We start from the raw sequence: 18,402 nt of genomic DNA on the forward strand, positions 1-18,402 counted from the left end.
ACTATAAGGAAGAGGAGGGGTTTCAATGGGCATAACTACATGGCTTGAGCAGTATGGATATGGCCTGATTTTTATGGCCTTGTTTCTTGAAATGCTTGCCTTGCCTCTTCCGGGTGAAATGATGATGAGCTATACGGGTTTGTTCGTGTATGAAGGCAAACTGAATTTAGTGCTTAGTATGATCTCAGCGAGTGCCGGTGTAACTGCCGGCGTTACACTTTCTTACTGGATCGGCTATAAGCTGGGTCAGCCTTTCCTGCGCAAGTATGGACATCGTGTTCATTTGGGGGAAGAACAGCTGGCAAGAATGAATGTGTGGTTTGAGAAATATGGCGACAAGCTGCTGTTTGTTGCCTACTTCATACCCGGAGTCAGACATATTACAGGATACTTCTGTGGCGCAACCCGTATGCCCTTCCGAAAATATGCGATATATGCCTATTCAGGAGCCGTTTTTTGGGTCTGCCTGTTCATTTCACTCGGTAGAGTCCTGGGACCCAAATGGGAAATTTATCACCAAAGTGTAAATCGCTATATGATTATTTTTGCGATAGCTTCAGCTTTGCTGACCGTGATGATTTATATTCTGAAGAAATACAGACAACGAATGCTGGCAGGTTCTATCGTTCTGCTTACCAAGGGCATACATCATTTTCACTCGCTGGGCAAAGTCAGATTCCTGGTGCTGTCTGCATTTGCAGCCCTTGTCCTGTTTGTTTCCTTGATGCTGGGCTTGATTCAAGACTTCCTCGCCCATGAATTTAATCAATTTGATGAAGTGACCACTTACATCGTACGATCTCTTTTTGGACCGGATTGGCACAATCTCATGAATCATCTCACCCAGCTCGGTTCGATCTATCTGTACGGTCCTTTGATTGCCGCAGCCGCTGTCTGGATCGTTGTGGGCGCGCGCGACAAGCTGCTGGAGCTTTCTTTTCTGTTCTGGGTGGTCATTGGCGGGGAATGGCTTGACGATGGCTTACGTTTGCTTTTTCACCGTCCAGGTCCTGTTGCCGCCGGATTCCAACTCTTTAATACCTTTCCCAGTGAAGAGACCTTGACCTCCATCACGGTATGCGGGTTTTCTGCGTTCTTAATCCTCCGGCATTATAAGAATGGACTCGTTCGGGTACTGGTAGTTGCAGCCGTAATATTCATCTGTCTCCTGATTGGAGTCAGCCGGATTTATCTTCAAGTGCAGTTTCCCAGTGACGTGGTCGCCGGCTATGTCTTCGGCGGGGTCTGGATCAGTCTGAACGTACTGCTGCTTGAGATCCTCAGGATGTTTCCCGCGAATAAAAGGTTTGTCGCCTGAGGGGAAGGGAATAATTTACGAATTGAATTCAGTTATGGCATGATAGTGACTAAGCTGCCGTTCCGGTAGGAGTTGAACATAAGTGGCAGATGCTGAGCTTTATCATATTATCCACGGGGCCAAGGGCGGGAATCAGGAAGATTTCGCTGAGCTTGTCCGCCGTTACAAGGGTCATGTTTATCGTTATGCGGTAGGCATGTTAAACAGTCGGATGGATGCTGAGGATGTCTCCCAGGAGGCATTTGTCAAAGCTTTTTATTCCTTGTCCGGCTTGGATAATGAATATGCGTTCTCATCGTGGATGATGACCATTGTATCTAACCTGTGCAAGGATCGGCTGAAAAAGAGAAACCAAGAGCAGGGCTTCAGAGATGAGCCCGATGAGTGTATAGCCGATTCAAGCGTATCCGACCCGCTTGCCAAGTTGTCTGTTGAGGAGAGCTTGGCCAGGCTGTCCGTTGACCACCGGGAGGTCATCCTGTTACATGATGTGCAAGGTTACCAGTATGAAGAAATCGCCAAGCTGCTGAATGTTCCCATCGGGACGGTTAAGTCCAGATTATTCACGGCACGGATGTCATTGCGTAAAGAATTAGCAAAGGAGGACCAGGAATGACCTACCATTTGGAGGATCAGCTGTCAGCTTACATGGATGGTGAATTATCAGAAGAGGAGAGACAACAGGTCGAATCCCATCTGGAAAGCTGCGAGTCCTGTCAGGTCCTGTTGGAAGAATTATTATCGGTACAGGGTACCGTCATCCATGCATTCGGGAGTATTCAAGAACCGGAGGATCTGGAAATACGGGTATTACAGGCGCTCTCAGACAAAAAGGAACGGGCAACAGCAGAAAAGGGCTGGCTTTTCGTTCCGCTTGCAGCTTTCGTTTCCCTTGTTATTCTCTGGTTCGCCGCCGGTGCTATATTCGCAAAAGTGCTGCATGGATTCTTGAAATTAATGATCGCCTTGGTATATATGGGGTCGCATCTCCTGTCGGGTGTGCCTGTCTTATCCGGATTGACGGTTATACTGTCCTTACTTATCATTACAGCTTCTGTATACTCACTGCGGCGCCTGCTTCAAACGTCAACCAGTTGAAAGGGATGAAAAACTTGAGAAGGACTCTTTATACGTTATGTTGTTTTGCACTCCTCATGCTCCTTATTCCCGGTATGGCGTCTGCAAGGGGGATCTTTGAGCATCAGAATATATCGGTACCTGTAGGGCAAACCGTAGATGATGTGTACGTCGTCGGGGGCAATGCCGAGATTTTTGGCCAAGTGACGGGTGTGACGGTTGTCGTGAACGGAGATCTCCATCTGGGCAGGACTGCTGACATTAAAGGGCTGGTTGTAGTGATAGGCGGTCTGGTCAAGCAGGATCAGGGAGCGGTGCTGGGAGATGATATCTATAACATTTCACTGGATACCTCCACTCAAAACAGCCTGTTGATCGGAGGGGGGATTGCACTGGGCTTGTGGGTGCTGCAGCTCGCCGCCAGTCTGTTGATGGTCTTGATCCCTATCTTGCTCAGATTGGCCGGTAAACAAAAAATAGCCGCATTTACAGATCGATACCCTCTATCCTCCGTCAGACGATTGCTGGTAATCGGATTCTTGGGCACTTTGATCCTCGCAGCGTTAAGTGCGCTGCTGCTGGTCACTGTAATTGGCATCCCGGTTATTATTCTGCTCCTGCTGATGATGGTGATTGCCCTGGCATTTGGATCGACAGTAGTTAGTTTCCGGATCGGTGAGCTGTTTCATGGAGCTGGGCAAATGTCAGATTGGATGAAAGTACTGGTTGGTGCAGCTATCTTAACTGCGTTCGTTAATATTCCTTTTGTAGGATTTATTCTTTTCGTTCTACTCCTGATGATCTCAATTGGCATTTGTGTACAGTGGATTTTCAGAAAGAGAGTTAAGCCGTTATCATGAAAATGAACAGTTAGAACAATTTACTAATCGGAGAGCCGGTGTTACGATGGGGTGGAGTTGAGGCACATAGGGGGCTAATAAGATTACATGAAGCGAATCACCCGAGTCTTTCACAACTGGAGTGTGACCTCGAAATTTGTTGGGGTCTATGTTTTGATTCTCATGGTTTCTTCCATAATAACAGGGGTCATTCTGTATGTGCAGGCCTACAGTTCAGCCATTTCTCAGGCGCGGAGCGTAATGGAGCAGAATCTGCTTCAGACGAAGAATAGTATAGATGAGAAAGTGAGCATGATCGAGAACCTTTCCCAGATCATTGCCTTTGATTCAAGGATTCAGACGCTGCTGGACAGCGCCTTTATTAATGAGAGCTTCCAGCTTCAGGACTACCGGTACAATGTTGCTCCGATTGTAGACAATATTATGCGTCAGAACACGTACATCCACTCGATTCATGTATATATGAATAATTCAACGATCCCCGAGCTATTCGAGCTCTATGACGGCTTTTATAGTATGAACCGGATTCGCGGGGATATGGAGTATACCAAGTTTATGAATGATTCCCACAATCAGACGAGCTGGCGGGGGTTGCATTTAGAGAAACTGTTAACCATGCGGCCTGACGTGAAGGCCAAAGCGGATGTCTTTTCTTATAACCGGAAGATTTTCTCCGGACGCAATGACGAGATCAATGGTCTGGTAGAAATAGAAGTGACACAGAGCGTACTTTTGCAGCCGCTGGAGGATTCAAATCCGGATGTTGGAAGCGTTCTCGTTCTGGACAGCAACAACCGGATGGCTTCCAATAATAAGATTCAGTTATCTGATAAGACGATTGAACAGCTTACCCAAGTGTTGCCGGGGGATCGCAGCAAGCTGAATACCATAGCTAAGGTAGGGGGAGTTAGGTCGCTGGTGATCTCGATCCCGCTTGACGGCCCCGATCTTCGTCTTGTAGGCGTGTTTCCGGTCAGCCGCTTCGTGGATAAAGTGAACCAGTCGGTTCGGACCAGCTTCATTGTGATCATTGCTGCTCTTATTGTACTCAGCCTGCTGGTGTATTATTTGACAGTGAAGCTGCTGTCCCGCATGAAAGTGCTCCTCAAAGCGATGAAGCAGGTACGCGAAGGCTCTATTGACGTATCGGTTCCGGTCGTTTGGAATGATGAATTCACTCAAATGGCACTTAGCTTCAACCACATGACCACCCGGATACATGATTTAGTCGAAACCGTATACAAAACAGAGCTGCTTGAAAAAGATGCTGAACTGAAGGCGTTGGAATCGCAGATCAATCCTCATTTTCTGTACAATACGCTCGCGACGATATCCTGGGTTGCCCGCAAGGCCAAGGCGCCGGACATCGTGAAGCTGTCGGATTCAATGGCAAAATTCTACAGGCTTGTACTGAATAAGGGCAACTCGGAGACATTGGTAGCGAATGAGCTTGATATGGTGGCTGCTTATCTGGCGATTCAGAAATTCAGGTTCGAAGACCGTTTTGATGCCGTTTTTGAAGTGGATGACCGGGTCAGAAGCGGATATACCCTGAAGAATATTTTGCAGCCTCTTGTAGAAAATGCTCTTATCCACGGAATTGAACCTAAGCGTTCTCACGGAACCATAATCATAAAAGCGGCATTGGAGGGTGATCTGATAGTCATCCGCATCATCGACGATGGTGTTGGCATGCCGCGGGCCATGGCTGAAGCGGTGAGGGAAGGAAGAACCCTTAATACAAGAGGAAGCGGATTTGCTATTGCCAATATTACCAGACGTCTTCAGGCTTACTATGGGGAATCCCAGCATATTGAACTATACAGCAGACAGGGGATTGGAACGGTGATTACCCTATCTTTTGCAGCCAGGGGGATTAAGAATGTTTAAAATGCTTATCGTCGAGGATGAACGTTGGGAGAGGGAAGGGCTTGTCGATTTTCTGGATTGGGAGTCTATGGGCATCTCTGTAGTGGAGACCGCTGCAGACGGCATCGAGGGCTTGGACAAGGCTCTGGAGATCAGGCCGGATATCCTTATCACCGATATACAAATGCCTGGCCGAAACGGGATTGAAATGGCAAAGCTTATCCTGGACAAGCTTCCTGAGGTGCGGATTGTTGTGCTGACCGGTTATGACGATTTTGAATATGCCCGTGAAGCGTTGAGGTTTGGCGCGGTGGATTATGTGCTTAAGCCGGTTGGAGAAGAAGAAATGCTCGGGACGATGCTCAAGGTCGTTCAAGGCTGTGAGGATCACCGCCGGAAGCTAAGGGAAGAAGAAAGCATGTGGCTGGAAAAAGATGCGGTGCATCACATCTCGCTGCGGCAGCGGGTGATGGATCTGCTGCTTAACCGGGCGGATGAGCAGGCCAGAAAAGAAACAGTCAGTGAACTTCGGAACAACGGCTATCTGGATGCAGACGCATTCTCCGTATGGGTATGTTCACCGCCGGCCCTATCACAGCCCCCCGATACTATACATATGGAGCAGATCGCCGGGAATGCTCTTGAGCGGCAGGTTCTTGTACATTCGGCAGGACAAGGAATACATGCAGCCTTTATCCTGCTTGTTGCGCTGCAGCAGGAAGAACTCTGCGGGCAGATACAGCTTGCAGATCAGCTCCTGCGGGAGCTATACATGCCGCTGGAGAGTGAAGACGGCTTCTCACAGGAGCAGAGAAAGAGTAGCGGGTGGACCCTCGGTATCGGGCGTCCGATAGAGAATCTGGAAATGATCTGTGAATCCTTCCGGGAGTCGCAAAGCGCATTTGATTATGCGGTGTTTAATGGTCTAGCCGGCGTTCTTACAGCAGAAGAGGAACTGCTCGCCAGAAAGCAGTTCACCCAGGACTCTGAATTATTCACCCATCAATTCCGGGAGTATGCCAAGCGTTTGAGGCATGACCTCGGTAGCGGAAGTTCAACCGGACTTGTAATGGACGAACTGTTCAGCTTTCTTGCCGCGCACCCCGGGGCCGGAAGATCTTACATCGCGGCTCTGCTTGGCGGCGTGATCGAGAGCTGTCTGTCACTTTCGGTGCCCGCCGCTCAAGCAACAACGGCTGTAGCCACCAACCATATGGAGACTCTGCTGGCATGCCGGCAGTTCCAGGAAATGAGGGACTATACGGCAGCTGTTATCGATGAAACGGCATTGCTTCTGGAAGAGAAGCGGAACCGTAAAGACGACTATCTGATTAACCGGGTAATTAGTCTGATTGAAGAACAATACGGGAACCAGAATCTGAGCCTTGCTTATTTGGCCGGTGAAGTGTTTGTCTCGCCCAACCACCTGGGGATGGTATTTAAGAAGAAGACGGGCAAGACACCAAGCGAATACATCCAGGAGTTCAGACTGGAGCGTGCAGAGGAAATGCTGCGCACTACCAAGCAGCGTATAGCTGTGGTTGCCGAGCAGATCGGTATACCGAATGCTTCTTATTTCGGGCTGCTGTACAAGCAGGTATATGGAATGACACCCGGAGAATACAGGGAATTTGTACATCGCTAATGGTAGATTTATGCATGGAACTATAGGGTTGCAAGCCTCAAACGCTATTGATGCGTTTGAGGCTTTTTGACATGTATTGCTGCATATTCAGGCGGTTGAGGGTGAGTTACTGCTCCTTTGAAGATAGCGCTTACAAACATCGTGGGATTCTGATACCCGCGTTCATTTTTGATATATCCCCGGGGATAGCAGGATTCTATAATTAGCCATAGGAAGACAAGAGAAGGCGAAAGCAGAAGAAAGGAAGTAGCTTATGAGCAGTTTACCCGTCAAGCGTAGTAGGTCCAAGCGGTTTTGGCATCAGCGGTATCTTATGTTGTTGACACTGCCTGCAGTGCTATGGATGATCATTTTCAACTATATCCCGATGTACGGTGTAATTATTTCCTTCCAGGAATATACACCCTTCCAGGGGTTTATTCACAGTCCTTGGACGGGGCTTGCGAATTTCAAGGAATTGTTCAACGATCCGACGTTTACAGATTCACTGATCAATACGTTCAGAATCAGCATTGCCAAGCTGGTATTCGGTTTTCCCGCACCGATCATCCTGGCCATTCTGCTGAACGAATTGGTGTTCAAACGGTTCAAGCGGATTGTTCAATCCCTGACGTATTTACCGTATTTCGTATCCTGGGTGCTGGTTGTTGGCTTAATGTACACCCTGCTTGATCCGGAGAACGGTATTATCAGTAAGATGCTGGTGAGTACTGGGATAATTGGAAGCGATACCATGATCATGGGCAGCCCGCACACCTTCCTGACACTGGTTGTATTTACGGAGATTTGGAAGAACATAGGCTGGAATTCAATTATTTATCTGGCAGCCATTGCAGGGATTGATCCCCAGCTCTATGAAGCGGCCGTTGTGGATGGTGCTAACCGGTTCCGGCGGATATGGCATATCACACTGCCTTCACTGAAGCCGACGATCATTATTCTGCTGATTCTCTCCGTGGGCGGTCTCATTAACTCGAACTTTGACCAGATGTACCTTATGCAGAACTCCATGACTCAGGATGTGGCCAATGTGCTGTCTGTATATTCGTATAAGACCGGCCTTGTTACAGGCAGATTCTCCTACGGTACCGCTATTGGATTGTTCCAATCCATCGTGGCCTTCGTGCTTATGTATATTGCTAACTATTCTTCACGAAAAATAACTAAAGAGAGCTTGTTCTAGGAGGCGGGGCATCATGTTAACTTATTCGAAAAGCTGGCCGGAACGAGCCTTTGATATCCTGAATGTTCTGGTGCTGCTGGCGCTCTGTATTATGACACTGTATCCATTCTATAATATTGTGATTACTTCGCTTAATGACCCGACGGATGCTGCACGCGGAGGGATTGCATTCTGGCCCCGTGTGTTCTCCATTGAAAATTATAAAGTCGTGTTTCAGGATGACCGGATGGGACATGCATTTCTGGTGACCATCGCCAGAACCATTGCCGGAACAGCCACAGCAGTACTATTTACAGCAGCCTTTGCTTATGGCGTATCCAAAACCGAGCTTATGGGACGCCGGATTTTCCTGATGATGGCTATTATCACCATGTATTTCAGCGGGGGGATTATTCCTTACTACCTCGTCGTTGCCAAATATCTGCATCTAAAAGGGAGCTTCCTGGTCTATATCATCCCGAACCTCTTTAATGTATTTAATGCCATTATCATGCTGACCTTCTTCAATGGCCTGCCCAAGGAGATCGAAGAATCAGCCAAAATTGATGGTGCCAATGATTTGCGGATTTTCTGGCAGCTGGTCCTGCCGGTATCCAAGCCTGTACTTGCGACGGTTGCGCTCTACAATGCGGTGTTTCACTGGAACTCATGGTATGATGCCATGTTATTCGGCAATGACCACCTGCTTACGCTGCAGCAAATTCTGATGCAAATCATCAGCTCCAACAGCAATGTCAGCCTGATGGCCAGCAATCTGGGGCTGGGCTCAGTCTCTGCACAATCGCTTAAGCTGGCCACAATGGTCATCACCACATTGCCAATCGTATTTACCTACCCCTTCGTACAGAAATATTTTGTGCAAGGTGTCATGATCGGTTCAGTCAAGGGATAGACCACGGCTTTTGCGGCTTCGGCTGTTTAAGTATATAGATTTCAACTTATGGGAGGTCAATGTATGAGAAAGACAGGTACCAAAGGAATGGCTGCTGCTCTACTCGTGTTCACCCTGCTGGCAGGCTGCAGTTCTAATAATACCGGCAACAATGCTAATGGGGCGGCCGGCGGCAATAAGACTGGTAATACTCCGGCTGCGAATGCTTCGGCGGAGCCTGCGAATGCGGGAACAGACACTGCAAACGGAGAAGCATCTTGGAAGAAAGATACATCGCCCTTCAAATTCAGTCAATATTTCTACGGTAACTGGGCATCTGCCTATCTGTGGAAGGATCAGTATGCAATGAAGCTGGCTACAGAAAAAACAGGAGTGACGATTGACCGTAAGCTCGCAACAGGGAACGATGACGACTATCTGAACACCATGATTGCCTCCGGCGACCTGCCGGATACCATCATGTTGGACTGGAATAATCCTGCGGTTATGAAGCTGATCAACAACGGTATGGTGTACTCCATGGATGAGCTAATGGACAAATATGCTCCAGAACTTAAGACCATGCTTGATCCGGAGATGGTGAAATATCATTCGATCAACGGGAAGCTCTGGTATTTGCCGAACCTGTTTGAGACTAGCGACAGACTGACGAGCGGTGTGCCGATTACGCCAATTCGTCCATGGTTCTTCCGCTCAGATATTTACAAGGCGATTGGCAGTCCGGAACTGAAAACGACTGACGATCTGATGAACGCCCTCAAGCTGGCCAAACAGAAATATCCGGATGTCAGCCCGGTCGGTGTGGAGAATTTCGATGTGGCTAAGAACGGCTTCGCTGGCAGCTTGTCGATGAACTTCCTGATCAGCTCCTTCTCGCCGAAATTGCTGGAAGAGCGGATTAAGGATGATCAGCAGATCGTTGAATACCCGATGCGGAATAAAGGGTTTATTGATGCCTTCCGCTACATGAATCAGCTGTACCGCAATGGTCTGTTCGATTCGCAGCTGCTCATCTACAAGCAGGAGCAATATGAAGAGAAGCTGTATGGCGCGCAATATGCAACCGCTTCCCAGTACATGAGCAATATGTACACCCAATACAACCCTAAGATTGAAAGCACACTGGGCGCAGATCAGAAATATACGGTTATCGGCGGACTTCAGGCCAATGGCCAAGATCCAAGATATGCCGCTTCCCGTCTGATGGGCTGGCAGGGCTTCTTCATTACTAAGAAAGCAAAAGATCCGGAACGCATTATCCGTTTTGCTGAGTATGCATGGTCTGACGAAGGACAGCTGGATGCGCGCTACGGCAAGGAAGGCGAGACGTATGACATGGTTGACGGACTGCCGAAATACAAGCAGGAGATCATGGATTTGTCGCTGAAGGACAACAACGCCTTTAACGCTCAGTACGGTTTCAATGATTCGACACTCTTGATGCGGGCTGGTAAAGTATGGGATGATGCATCTGCCCGTGACTTCCAGGAACAGCAGCCGGAACAGTTTGCCGCAGCCAAATTGCTCGAGAAGTATAACTTCGACAGCTACTCCCTGGGCATGGACAACCTGGAGCCTGACGGATCCACGCCTGAAGGAGTCATTAACGGAAAAGTGAAGGATCTCTGGAATAAAACGATTCCCAAGCTGATCCTTTCGGAGACAGATGCTGAATTCGACAACACCTACAACGATTTCATCGGACAGATGGATAAGGTGGGGGCGGAGAAGGCCGAAAAAGTCATGTACCAGCGCCATTTGGAGGATATGAAGAAAAAAGGGGTTCAATAATAGACTTTCCATGTTGGGGGAACCGTGTTTGTACACGGTTCCTTTTTGCTTCGGAGAGCCTTTTCCATATTTTAATAGTATCGTGTCTGGTATAATAATGAGATTGGAGAGACAGCGCTAACGCATAGCCAATATCAGCATTACTTGTACAAATTACTATACATATTACGGAGGGATATTTATTGTTGGTGAGCACAAAACTTCATATCCCCCATGTGCGTAAATCTCTGGTATCCCGGCCGAGGCTGATTCATAAGCTGAATGAAGGAAGAACGGCCAAATTGACACTGGTTTCCGCGCAGGCTGGATATGGGAAAACCACAGCGTTAAGTGAATGGGTCAAACAATGCCGCAGCGTTGTGGCCTGGGTGTCGCTGGACCCGCAGGATAATGATTGGATTCAGTTCTGGAGTTACTTCACCGCCTCCATTCAAGAGAGAGAGCCGGGGTTTGGCTTGGGGGCTCAATCCCTGCTTGAGATAGGGCCTTCAACGTCTTCCGAGCCTGCAATCATAGAACTGCTGAATGAATTGAACGGCTATCCCCACGATCTGGTTATTATTCTCGATGATTATCATGTGATTGAACTTCCAGCTATCCATCGGTCCATGATCTATCTGCTAGAGCATTTACCACCTCATATTCATCTCTATATTGCCAGCCGTACAGATCTGTCCATACCGACCGCGAGGCTTCTGGCCAAAGGTGAATTACATCGGATTCAAATGCAGGATTTGCGTTTTCAATTGGACGAGGGACTTATCTTTTTTCGCGAAACAACGGATTTAGGCTTATCCCCGGAGCAAGTGAAGATGCTGTTCCAGCAGACGGAAGGCTGGATCAGCGGCTTACAGCTTGCAGCTCTTTCTTTGAAACAAAGTGAGAATATTGCAGATACCCTTCAGCAATTCAGCGGTCATCAGCATCATATTTCTGATTATTTGCTGCAAGAGGTATTTGAACATCTGCCGCAGCAGACACGTGATTTTTTATTGGAAACTTCGATTTTAAACCGTATGAACGCTTCATTATGCCGGGCGGTAAGCGGTCAACTGGACACTCAGGCACAATTGGAAAGACTGGAGCAAATGAATCTATTCATTGTCCCTTTGGATGATCACAGGAAATGGTACCGGTATCATCATTTGCTCTCTGATTTTCTGCAGCAGCAATTGTTCCGAATGGACCCGGACCGATGGGTGCAGGTGCATATCCGCGCAGCAACCGGGCTGGAGCTTCTGGGATTTGACGAAGAAGCGGTGGAGCATTATTTAGAGGGACAACAGTTTCAGGATGCCGTCCGGTTAATTGAGAAAAATTTACATATGCTAGTACAGACAAAAAGTGTGGTATTGATCCGCTGGGTCTCCGTGTTACCAGAAAACTCGTTTGCGGAGAAGCCGATGATCGAATTGTTTGTGATATCCGTCTTATTGGGCGTTGGAGAATGGACAACAGCTTTCCGCAGAGTGAACCAAGCTACCATCCGGTTTCAAGCGCTGGAAGGCAAAGTAACGGATGTGGAATGGAAACAGGCCATGGGCAATATCTACTTTTTCCATGCGATCACCGCTTATCTTCAAAAAGACTTGGAACAAACGTCAGCCTACTTCGGGTTGGTTGAACAGTATATGCCGGAGGGCAGTTTCTTTCAAACAGTGGGCCGCAACAGATACCAAGGCTATGATTCATTTGATGATCTGCTCGCACATATCAGCGATCTTCAGGCAGCGGATGCTTTTCTGTTGAGATGGATTACACTGTGGCATAGCAAGCAGGAATACCCTTTTCTCGGCTTCTTATGTGCCTCTTACAGCAAGTTATTGTATGAGTGGAACCAGCTGGAAGAGGCGGAGCGGGTTGCTGCTATGGTGGTTGGACGCCAGGATATGTTGCCTTTTGCGCGGATTCTGATTCAAATATCCATTAGTGCTTCAAGAATCCAGCAAGCCAAAGGGAATCGGAGTCGGGCCACAGCGCTGCTGACTGAGTTGAAATCGCAGATAAATTCTCCGGATAACGAATTATTTATGTACAGAATCGAAGCGGAAGAGGCTTCTCTGTCCCTGCGGCAAGGCTCGCTTCAAGAAGCAGAGGATTGGCTGCATAGATGCGGTATGACCCATACGGATGAGGTTTCGCTGAACCGGGTCTCAGAGTATCTTGCTTTTGCCAGAGTACTGGCTGCTTGTGAACGGATGGAGGATGCACTGTATCTGCTGGAACAGTTAATTCGCATGTTGGATAAGGAAGACCGTCTGCGGGACCGGATTCAGGTCATCATTCTGCGCAGTATGGTACTTCAACGCTCTGGTCAATTGGAGGAAGCTCTGCTTCAGTTAGAGACAGCCCTGCATTTGGCAGAGCCGGAGGGGTATATCCGCAGTTTTATAGATGAAGGCCCTGCGATGGCTGAACTGCTGGCGGCTTATGGGAAGAGACTTCAGGGCAATCAATGGGGGGGCGTGCCGCTTGTTACATCGGGTTATGTACAGCAACTGCTCCAGGTTATACAGGTCACGAGCCAGGGCGTCTTACCAACTGAACAGCCTCGTAAAGAATTACTGACCGATCAGGAAACGAAGGTCTTATTATTGATCGCGGGCGGATTGACGAATAAGCAGATCGCATCAGATCTTAACATCACAGGTGAAACCGTAAAGTTCCATATTCGGAATGTGTACAGAAAGCTTGAGGCGAACAATCGGATACAAGCGCTGCAGCGAGCCAAAGAATTGAGTATTATGGATTAATTATCCTATCATTTTTGCCCGTACCTCCCCAAATGGGGAGTTATTTTTTTGCGTGGAAAGGCTTATAGTGGGATGAACACAATGAATAATGACACAGTGGAGTTTGGAGAACGGAATTATTTGTGAGAAATATATGAAGTTGAGAAGCGTTGGAGGAGAGAATGCGATGGATAGGGTGTATCAAAAAGGATTGTCGATTTTCCTGGTGTTGTTAATGGTATGGGGTGGAATCTTAGGAGTTATTGCACCTAGCGGAGGGACGGCTCATGCTGCGGGGGGCTTCGCTGGAGGAACGGGCACAGCAAGTGACCCTTATCAGATTGCAACGGCGGATCAGCTTAATGAGGTTAGGAATTATTTAGACAAAAGCTTTAAACTGATAGCTGATATTGATTTGAGTAGTTATGCATCCGGCGAGGGTTGGATACCAATCGGCGGCCAGGGTTTTTATGAACAATTTGAAGGGGACTTTGACGGAAATGGATTTAAAATCACAAATCTGAAGATTGATAGACCAAGTCAAGATAATATCGGATTGTTCCGAGATAATCGCGGTATAATTACCAATGTAATTTTGGTAATTATTGGTATTAATGGCGAACTTAACACGGGCAGCTTGGCGGGTATTAACAATGGAAGTGGAACCATTAGCAACAGTTACGCCACAGGAAGTGTGAGTGGAGATACTTTTGTGGGCGGTTTGGTGGGGTGGAACGTAGGAACCATCAGAAATAGTTACGGTACAGGAAGTGTGAGTGGTAGGGATTCTGTAGGCGGCTTGGTGGGATGGAACTTTGGGAACTACCGCACTAACATCAGCAACAGTTACGCTACAGGAAGTGTGAGTGGAATTAATCGAGTGGGCGGCTTAGTGGGAAAGAGTGATGAACCCATCAGCAACAGTTACGCCATAGGAAGAGTAAGTGGTAATGATAATGCTAGTACGGGTGGCTTGGTTGGTCAAGGAACAATCCAAAGCGGAAGTAATAGCTTCTACGATAGCGATACAACAGCACAGTCGGATATAGATAAAGGCACTGGTAAAACAACTGCAGAAATGAAGGATCCAACCACATTTAGTGGTTGGAGTTTCAGTGAAGATTGGTATATGCTTTCAGGTGAATATCCTCAATTATGGGCGTTTATAAGATTGACGCCAGGAACAAATGGGGGAACAACGAAGTTGAATAATATTCCGAATGGTATGGAGTATTCGATGGACGGTACCCATTACACGGCAATTACGGGTAGTTCTGTCGATAATATAACTGTGGATTCGGGAGATGAGATCCTCGTCCGAGTAGCATCACCTAATTCAATCGCCAAAATATTCACGGTCGATAAAACAAATATTAAGCCGGCAGCAGCACCACAAACAGTGGTGTTGACGTTTGGTACAACCATTCCGGGAACAACAAAGTTAAATGGCGTCACGAGTGATATGGAGTATAGAATTAATACTGGCCCGTACACGATGATTGCGGGTACAAGCGTTGACAACATCGCTGTCCAGGTAGGTGATCGAATTTACATTCGAGTCAAGGAAACAACTAATCAACCAGCTTCTGATGAAAAAATATTGAGTGTAGATGCCCGGGATATCAAGAAACTAATTGCGTCGGCATCCATTGCAGGAGTAACCACACCAGTAACAGGTGAAGAACCGGGGACAACGATAGCTTCGACAGAAGAATATACTGCCTCGATGACCTGGTCCCCGGCCGATGCTAAATTTGCAGGATCCAAAATCTACACCGCGACGATTATCCTCACACCAAAGCCAGGATATACACTAACAGGTGTGCCTGCAAACTCCTTCAGAGTAGCCGGAGCAACTACGAAGAATGATCCGGATAATGGCGTTGTGACCGCCATATTTCCTGCGACGGCAGCAGCGCCTATCTCAACTGCAGCAATTAATGGAGTGACAGTGCCGGTAACAGGGGGAGCTCCGGTTGCGGCTTTAGCGGACACGGCAGAATATACAGCGGCGATAGCCTGGTCTCCGGCAGACACAAAGTTTGCAGGAGAAGCAAGCTATACGGCAACGATCAGCCTTACGCCCAAGCCGGGCTATACCTTAGCCGGAGTGACTAAAGACTTCTTCAAGGTAGCCGGAGCGACAACTACGAATGCGGCAGATTCAGGTGTTGTGACCGCCGAATTCCCTGCGACGGCAGCGTTGCCTATCACGACAGCAGCGATAGCTGGAGTGATAGCGCCGGTAGCAGGAGCAGCGCCGAAAACATCGATAGCGGACACAGCAGAATATACAGCGGCAATAGCCTGGACCCCGGCAGACACGAAGTTTGCAGGAGCAGCCAGCTATACGGCAACGATTACCCTTACGCCCAAGCCGGGGTATACTTTAGCCGGAGTGGCAAAGGACTTCTTCAAGGTAGCGGGAGCAACTACGACAAATGGAGCGAATTCAGGCATTGTGACCGCCGTATTCCCGGCAACAGCAGCTGTGCCCATCACGACCGCGGCGATAGCGGGAATGACAGTGCCGGTCGCAGGAGCAGCGCCGAAGACATCGATAGCGGACACAGCAGAGTATACGGCAGCGATAGCCTGGACCCCGGCAGACACGAAGTTTGCAGGAGAAACAATCTATGAAGCGAAGATTAGCCTCACGCCCAAGCCGGGCTATACTTTAGCGGGAGTGGCTAAAGACTTCTTCAAGGTAGCGGGAGCGATAACAACGAATGCAGCAGATTCAGGTGTTGTGACCGCCGTATTCCCTGCGACGGCAGCCGTACCCATCACGACCGCGGAGATAGCGGGAATGACAGTGCCGGTCGCAGGAGCAGCGCCGAAGACATCGATAGCGGACACAGCAGAGTATACTGCGGCGATAGCCTGGACCCCGGCAGACGTGAAGTTTGCAGGAGCAACAATGTACACTGCGAAGATTACGCTCACGCCCAAGCCGGGTTATACTTTAGCCGGAGTGGCTAAAGATTTCTTCCAGGTAGCGGGAGCAACGACGACGAATGCAGCGAATTCGGGTATTGTGACCGCTGTATTCCCTGCAACGGCAGCGGCGTCTATTTCAACCGCAGTGATAGCGGGAGTGGTGTTACCGGTAGCGGGGGGAACACCAGTCGCAACTGTGCCAGAGACGGCAGAGTATACAGCCTCAGTTGCTTGGACCCCAGCAGACGCAACCTTTGCTGGAGGAATAGCCTATACCGCAACGATTACAATCACGCCCAAACCGGGCTACACCTTAACCGGATTGCCGGAATACTTCTTCAGCGTACCTGGAGCAATCACGACGAATACAGCAGATTCCGGTGTAGTCATCGCCAAATTCCCGGCGACGGCAATAATACCAGCGACAGCCATTCCCATCACGGCAGCAGGGATTGAGGGTGCAATGTCACCGGTAACCGGGGCCACGCCGGTAACAACGGCGACCTACTCGCCAGAATACACCGCCACGGTTAGCTGGTCGCCAGCGACAACCGTGTTTGCCCCAGGCACGGCGTATACGGCAACGATCACAGTCACGCCCAAACCGGGTTATACCTTAGCGGGAGTGCCAGCCAACTTTTTCACCGTCGCAGGCGCAAACACCACGAATACAGCAGATTCCGGTGTAGTAACCGCCGAATTCCCGGCAACAGCCACTGTGCCCGACACGGAACCCCCTGTGACAGCTATTCCTATCACAGCAGCAAGGGTAGCGGGTGTAACTGTGCCAGTTACCGGGGCCATTCCAGTAACAACGGCGACCTATTCGCCAGAATATACCGCGACGGTTAGCTGGTCGCCAGCGACAACCGTATTTGCCCCAGGCACGGCATACACCGCAACGATTACAATCACGCCCAAGCCGGGTTATACCTTAAAGGGAGTGCCCGCCTACTTCTTCAGCGTACCTGGAGCAAGCACCACGAATACAGCGGATTCCGGTGTGGTAACCGCCGAATTCCCGGCGACAGCGCCTGTGATCACCGACACAGGTAATACTGTTACACCATCGACCAACAACATCATTTCCAGCACAAATGGTAAAATAACGCTTCCGGTAAACCAGGCGGGCGAGGTTAGCTTAGAGGATGGGGTCAAAATTTCAATTCCTGCCGGAGCAGCAGCCAAGGAACTGAACGTATCCATCGAAAAGGTGCTGGAGCCACAAAAGCTTTTCCCGAATAAAGAAATCCTGCTCAGCCCCGTATATGAGATTACGAAAAACTTTGCGGAGGACTTCAGTAAACCGGTTACGTTGAAGATTGCGTTTGATCCGGCCCTTGTGACGAGTAACCAACAAGCGGCGGTATTCTATTATGACGAAGTGAAGAAAACCTGGATTGAAGCCGCAGACGGCAAGATCGAAGGGAATCACATTATTGTGGAAGTGGACCACTTCGGGAAATATGCAGTACTCAATGTGGATAAAGTGACAGGACTGCCAGTAAGAACGCCGGCCACGAAGAGCCCTACAGAAATTACTCTTAGGGATGTCGCTGGACATTGGGCAGCAGCAAGCATCCAGCAAGCACTAAGCATGGGAATGGTTAAGGGTTACCTGGATGGAACGTTCCGGCCGAACCATTCGGTGACGCGTGCGGAATTCGCGGTGATGCTGATGAATGTGCTGAAGCCACAAGGCGCAGGAGCGAATCTGACCTTCACGGATACAGCAACAATCGGAGCGTGGGCGCAGAGTGCAATCGCTCAAGCGGTGCAAGCAGGTATCATTACAGGCTATGAAGACGGCGGTTTCCGCCCAAATGCAGAAATTACCCGTGCAGAGATGGCGGTTATCCTTGCCAAAGCATTGGGTGTGACTACCGAAGTCAAGACTGCAACGGGCTTCGCGGATGACAAGGATATCCCAGTCTGGGCGAAGGGCAGCGTCGATTTTGTGAAGGAAGCGGGAATCGTGCAAGGGAAAGGGGAGAATGCGTTTGCTCCTCAAGAATCTGCTACAAGAGCAGAGGCGGTAACGGTTCTGTTGAAGCTGCTGGCACAATTGAGGAACTAACAGCGGATTAATGGCGAA

The 18,402-nt window shown here is 48.9% G+C and carries 11 protein-coding genes; all 11 read left to right on the forward strand.

Annotation, left to right across the window (positions count from 1 at the left end; all coding sequences use genetic code 11):
• The first annotated feature begins 25 nt into the window (after window positions 1-25).
• The 11 genes from A3849_RS01315 to A3849_RS01365 all read left to right on the forward strand — a co-directional run bounded on the left by A3849_RS01315 (window position 26) and on the right by A3849_RS01365 (window position 18,384).
• Window positions 26-1,318 (forward strand): VTT domain-containing protein, encoded by a 1,293-nt coding sequence (locus tag A3849_RS01315; protein ID WP_074109800.1) that lies wholly within the window; start codon window positions 26-28, stop codon window positions 1,316-1,318.
• An 82-nt stretch (window positions 1,319-1,400) separates the two neighbouring features.
• The gene (locus A3849_RS01320; RefSeq protein ID WP_074109801.1) at window positions 1,401-1,934 is read left to right on the forward strand and encodes an RNA polymerase sigma factor; all 534 of its coding nucleotides are present in this window, start codon (window positions 1,401-1,403) and stop codon (window positions 1,932-1,934) included.
• Entirely contained in the window at window positions 1,931-2,416 is a 486-nt protein-coding gene (locus A3849_RS01325; protein ID WP_074109802.1) for an anti-sigma factor family protein, read from the forward strand. Before A3849_RS01320 ends, A3849_RS01325 begins: the two co-directional genes overlap by 4 nt.
• A gap of 14 nt (window positions 2,417-2,430) precedes the next feature.
• Window positions 2,431-3,255 carry a hypothetical protein gene (locus tag A3849_RS01330; RefSeq protein WP_143191699.1) on the forward strand — a complete coding sequence of 275 codons (825 nt, stop codon included), beginning with the start codon at window positions 2,431-2,433 and terminating at the stop codon, window positions 3,253-3,255.
• Between the two features lie 87 nt (window positions 3,256-3,342).
• Window positions 3,343-5,145 carry a sensor histidine kinase gene (locus A3849_RS01335; protein ID WP_074109804.1) on the forward strand — a complete coding sequence of 601 codons (1,803 nt, stop codon included), beginning with the start codon at window positions 3,343-3,345 and terminating at the stop codon, window positions 5,143-5,145.
• Complete coding sequence (locus A3849_RS01340) at window positions 5,138-6,769, forward strand: response regulator transcription factor (protein WP_074109805.1); 1,632 nt, start codon at window positions 5,138-5,140, stop codon at window positions 6,767-6,769. Before A3849_RS01335 ends, A3849_RS01340 begins: the two co-directional genes overlap by 8 nt.
• 253 nt (window positions 6,770-7,022) lie before the next feature.
• Window positions 7,023-7,952, forward strand: coding sequence for an ABC transporter permease (locus A3849_RS01345; protein ID WP_074109806.1), 930 nt, complete (start codon window positions 7,023-7,025; stop codon window positions 7,950-7,952).
• Window positions 7,953-7,965: 13 nt separating this feature from the next.
• On the forward strand, window positions 7,966-8,844 hold the full coding sequence (locus tag A3849_RS01350; RefSeq protein WP_074109807.1) for a carbohydrate ABC transporter permease: 879 nt from the start codon (window positions 7,966-7,968) through the stop codon (window positions 8,842-8,844).
• Window positions 8,845-8,907: 63 nt separating this feature from the next.
• Complete coding sequence (locus tag A3849_RS01355; protein WP_074109808.1) at window positions 8,908-10,635, forward strand: type 2 periplasmic-binding domain-containing protein; 1,728 nt, start codon at window positions 8,908-8,910, stop codon at window positions 10,633-10,635.
• A 188-nt stretch (window positions 10,636-10,823) separates the two neighbouring features.
• Window positions 10,824-13,388: a winged helix-turn-helix domain-containing protein gene (locus tag A3849_RS01360; protein WP_256700613.1), complete on the forward strand. Its 2,565-nt coding sequence runs from the start codon at window positions 10,824-10,826 to the stop codon at window positions 13,386-13,388.
• A 166-nt stretch (window positions 13,389-13,554) separates the two neighbouring features.
• The gene (locus tag A3849_RS01365) at window positions 13,555-18,384 is read left to right on the forward strand and encodes an S-layer homology domain-containing protein (protein WP_074109810.1); all 4,830 of its coding nucleotides are present in this window, start codon (window positions 13,555-13,557) and stop codon (window positions 18,382-18,384) included.
• Window positions 18,385-18,402 lie beyond the last annotated feature (18 nt).

The organism is Paenibacillus sp. P46E (assembly GCF_001909095.1).
Classification (GTDB): domain Bacteria; phylum Bacillota; class Bacilli; order Paenibacillales; family Paenibacillaceae; genus Paenibacillus_AQ; species Paenibacillus_AQ helianthi.

What these genes read in the sequence shown, in the direction of transcription:
- A3849_RS01315 (WP_074109800.1), top strand. Translation starts at nt 26, where the DNA reads ATGGGCATAACTACATGGCTTGAGCAGTATGGATATGGCCTGATTTTT.
- A3849_RS01325 (WP_074109802.1), top strand. Translation starts at nt 1,931, where the DNA reads ATGACCTACCATTTGGAGGATCAGCTGTCAGCTTACATGGATGGTGAA.
- A3849_RS01335 (WP_074109804.1), top strand. Translation starts at nt 3,343, where the DNA reads ATGAAGCGAATCACCCGAGTCTTTCACAACTGGAGTGTGACCTCGAAA.
- A3849_RS01340 (WP_074109805.1), top strand. Translation starts at nt 5,138, where the DNA reads ATGTTTAAAATGCTTATCGTCGAGGATGAACGTTGGGAGAGGGAAGGG.
- A3849_RS01345 (WP_074109806.1), top strand. Translation starts at nt 7,023, where the DNA reads ATGAGCAGTTTACCCGTCAAGCGTAGTAGGTCCAAGCGGTTTTGGCAT.
- A3849_RS01350 (WP_074109807.1), top strand. Translation starts at nt 7,966, where the DNA reads ATGTTAACTTATTCGAAAAGCTGGCCGGAACGAGCCTTTGATATCCTG.
- A3849_RS01355 (WP_074109808.1), top strand. Translation starts at nt 8,908, where the DNA reads ATGAGAAAGACAGGTACCAAAGGAATGGCTGCTGCTCTACTCGTGTTC.
- A3849_RS01365 (WP_074109810.1), top strand. Translation starts at nt 13,555, where the DNA reads ATGGATAGGGTGTATCAAAAAGGATTGTCGATTTTCCTGGTGTTGTTA.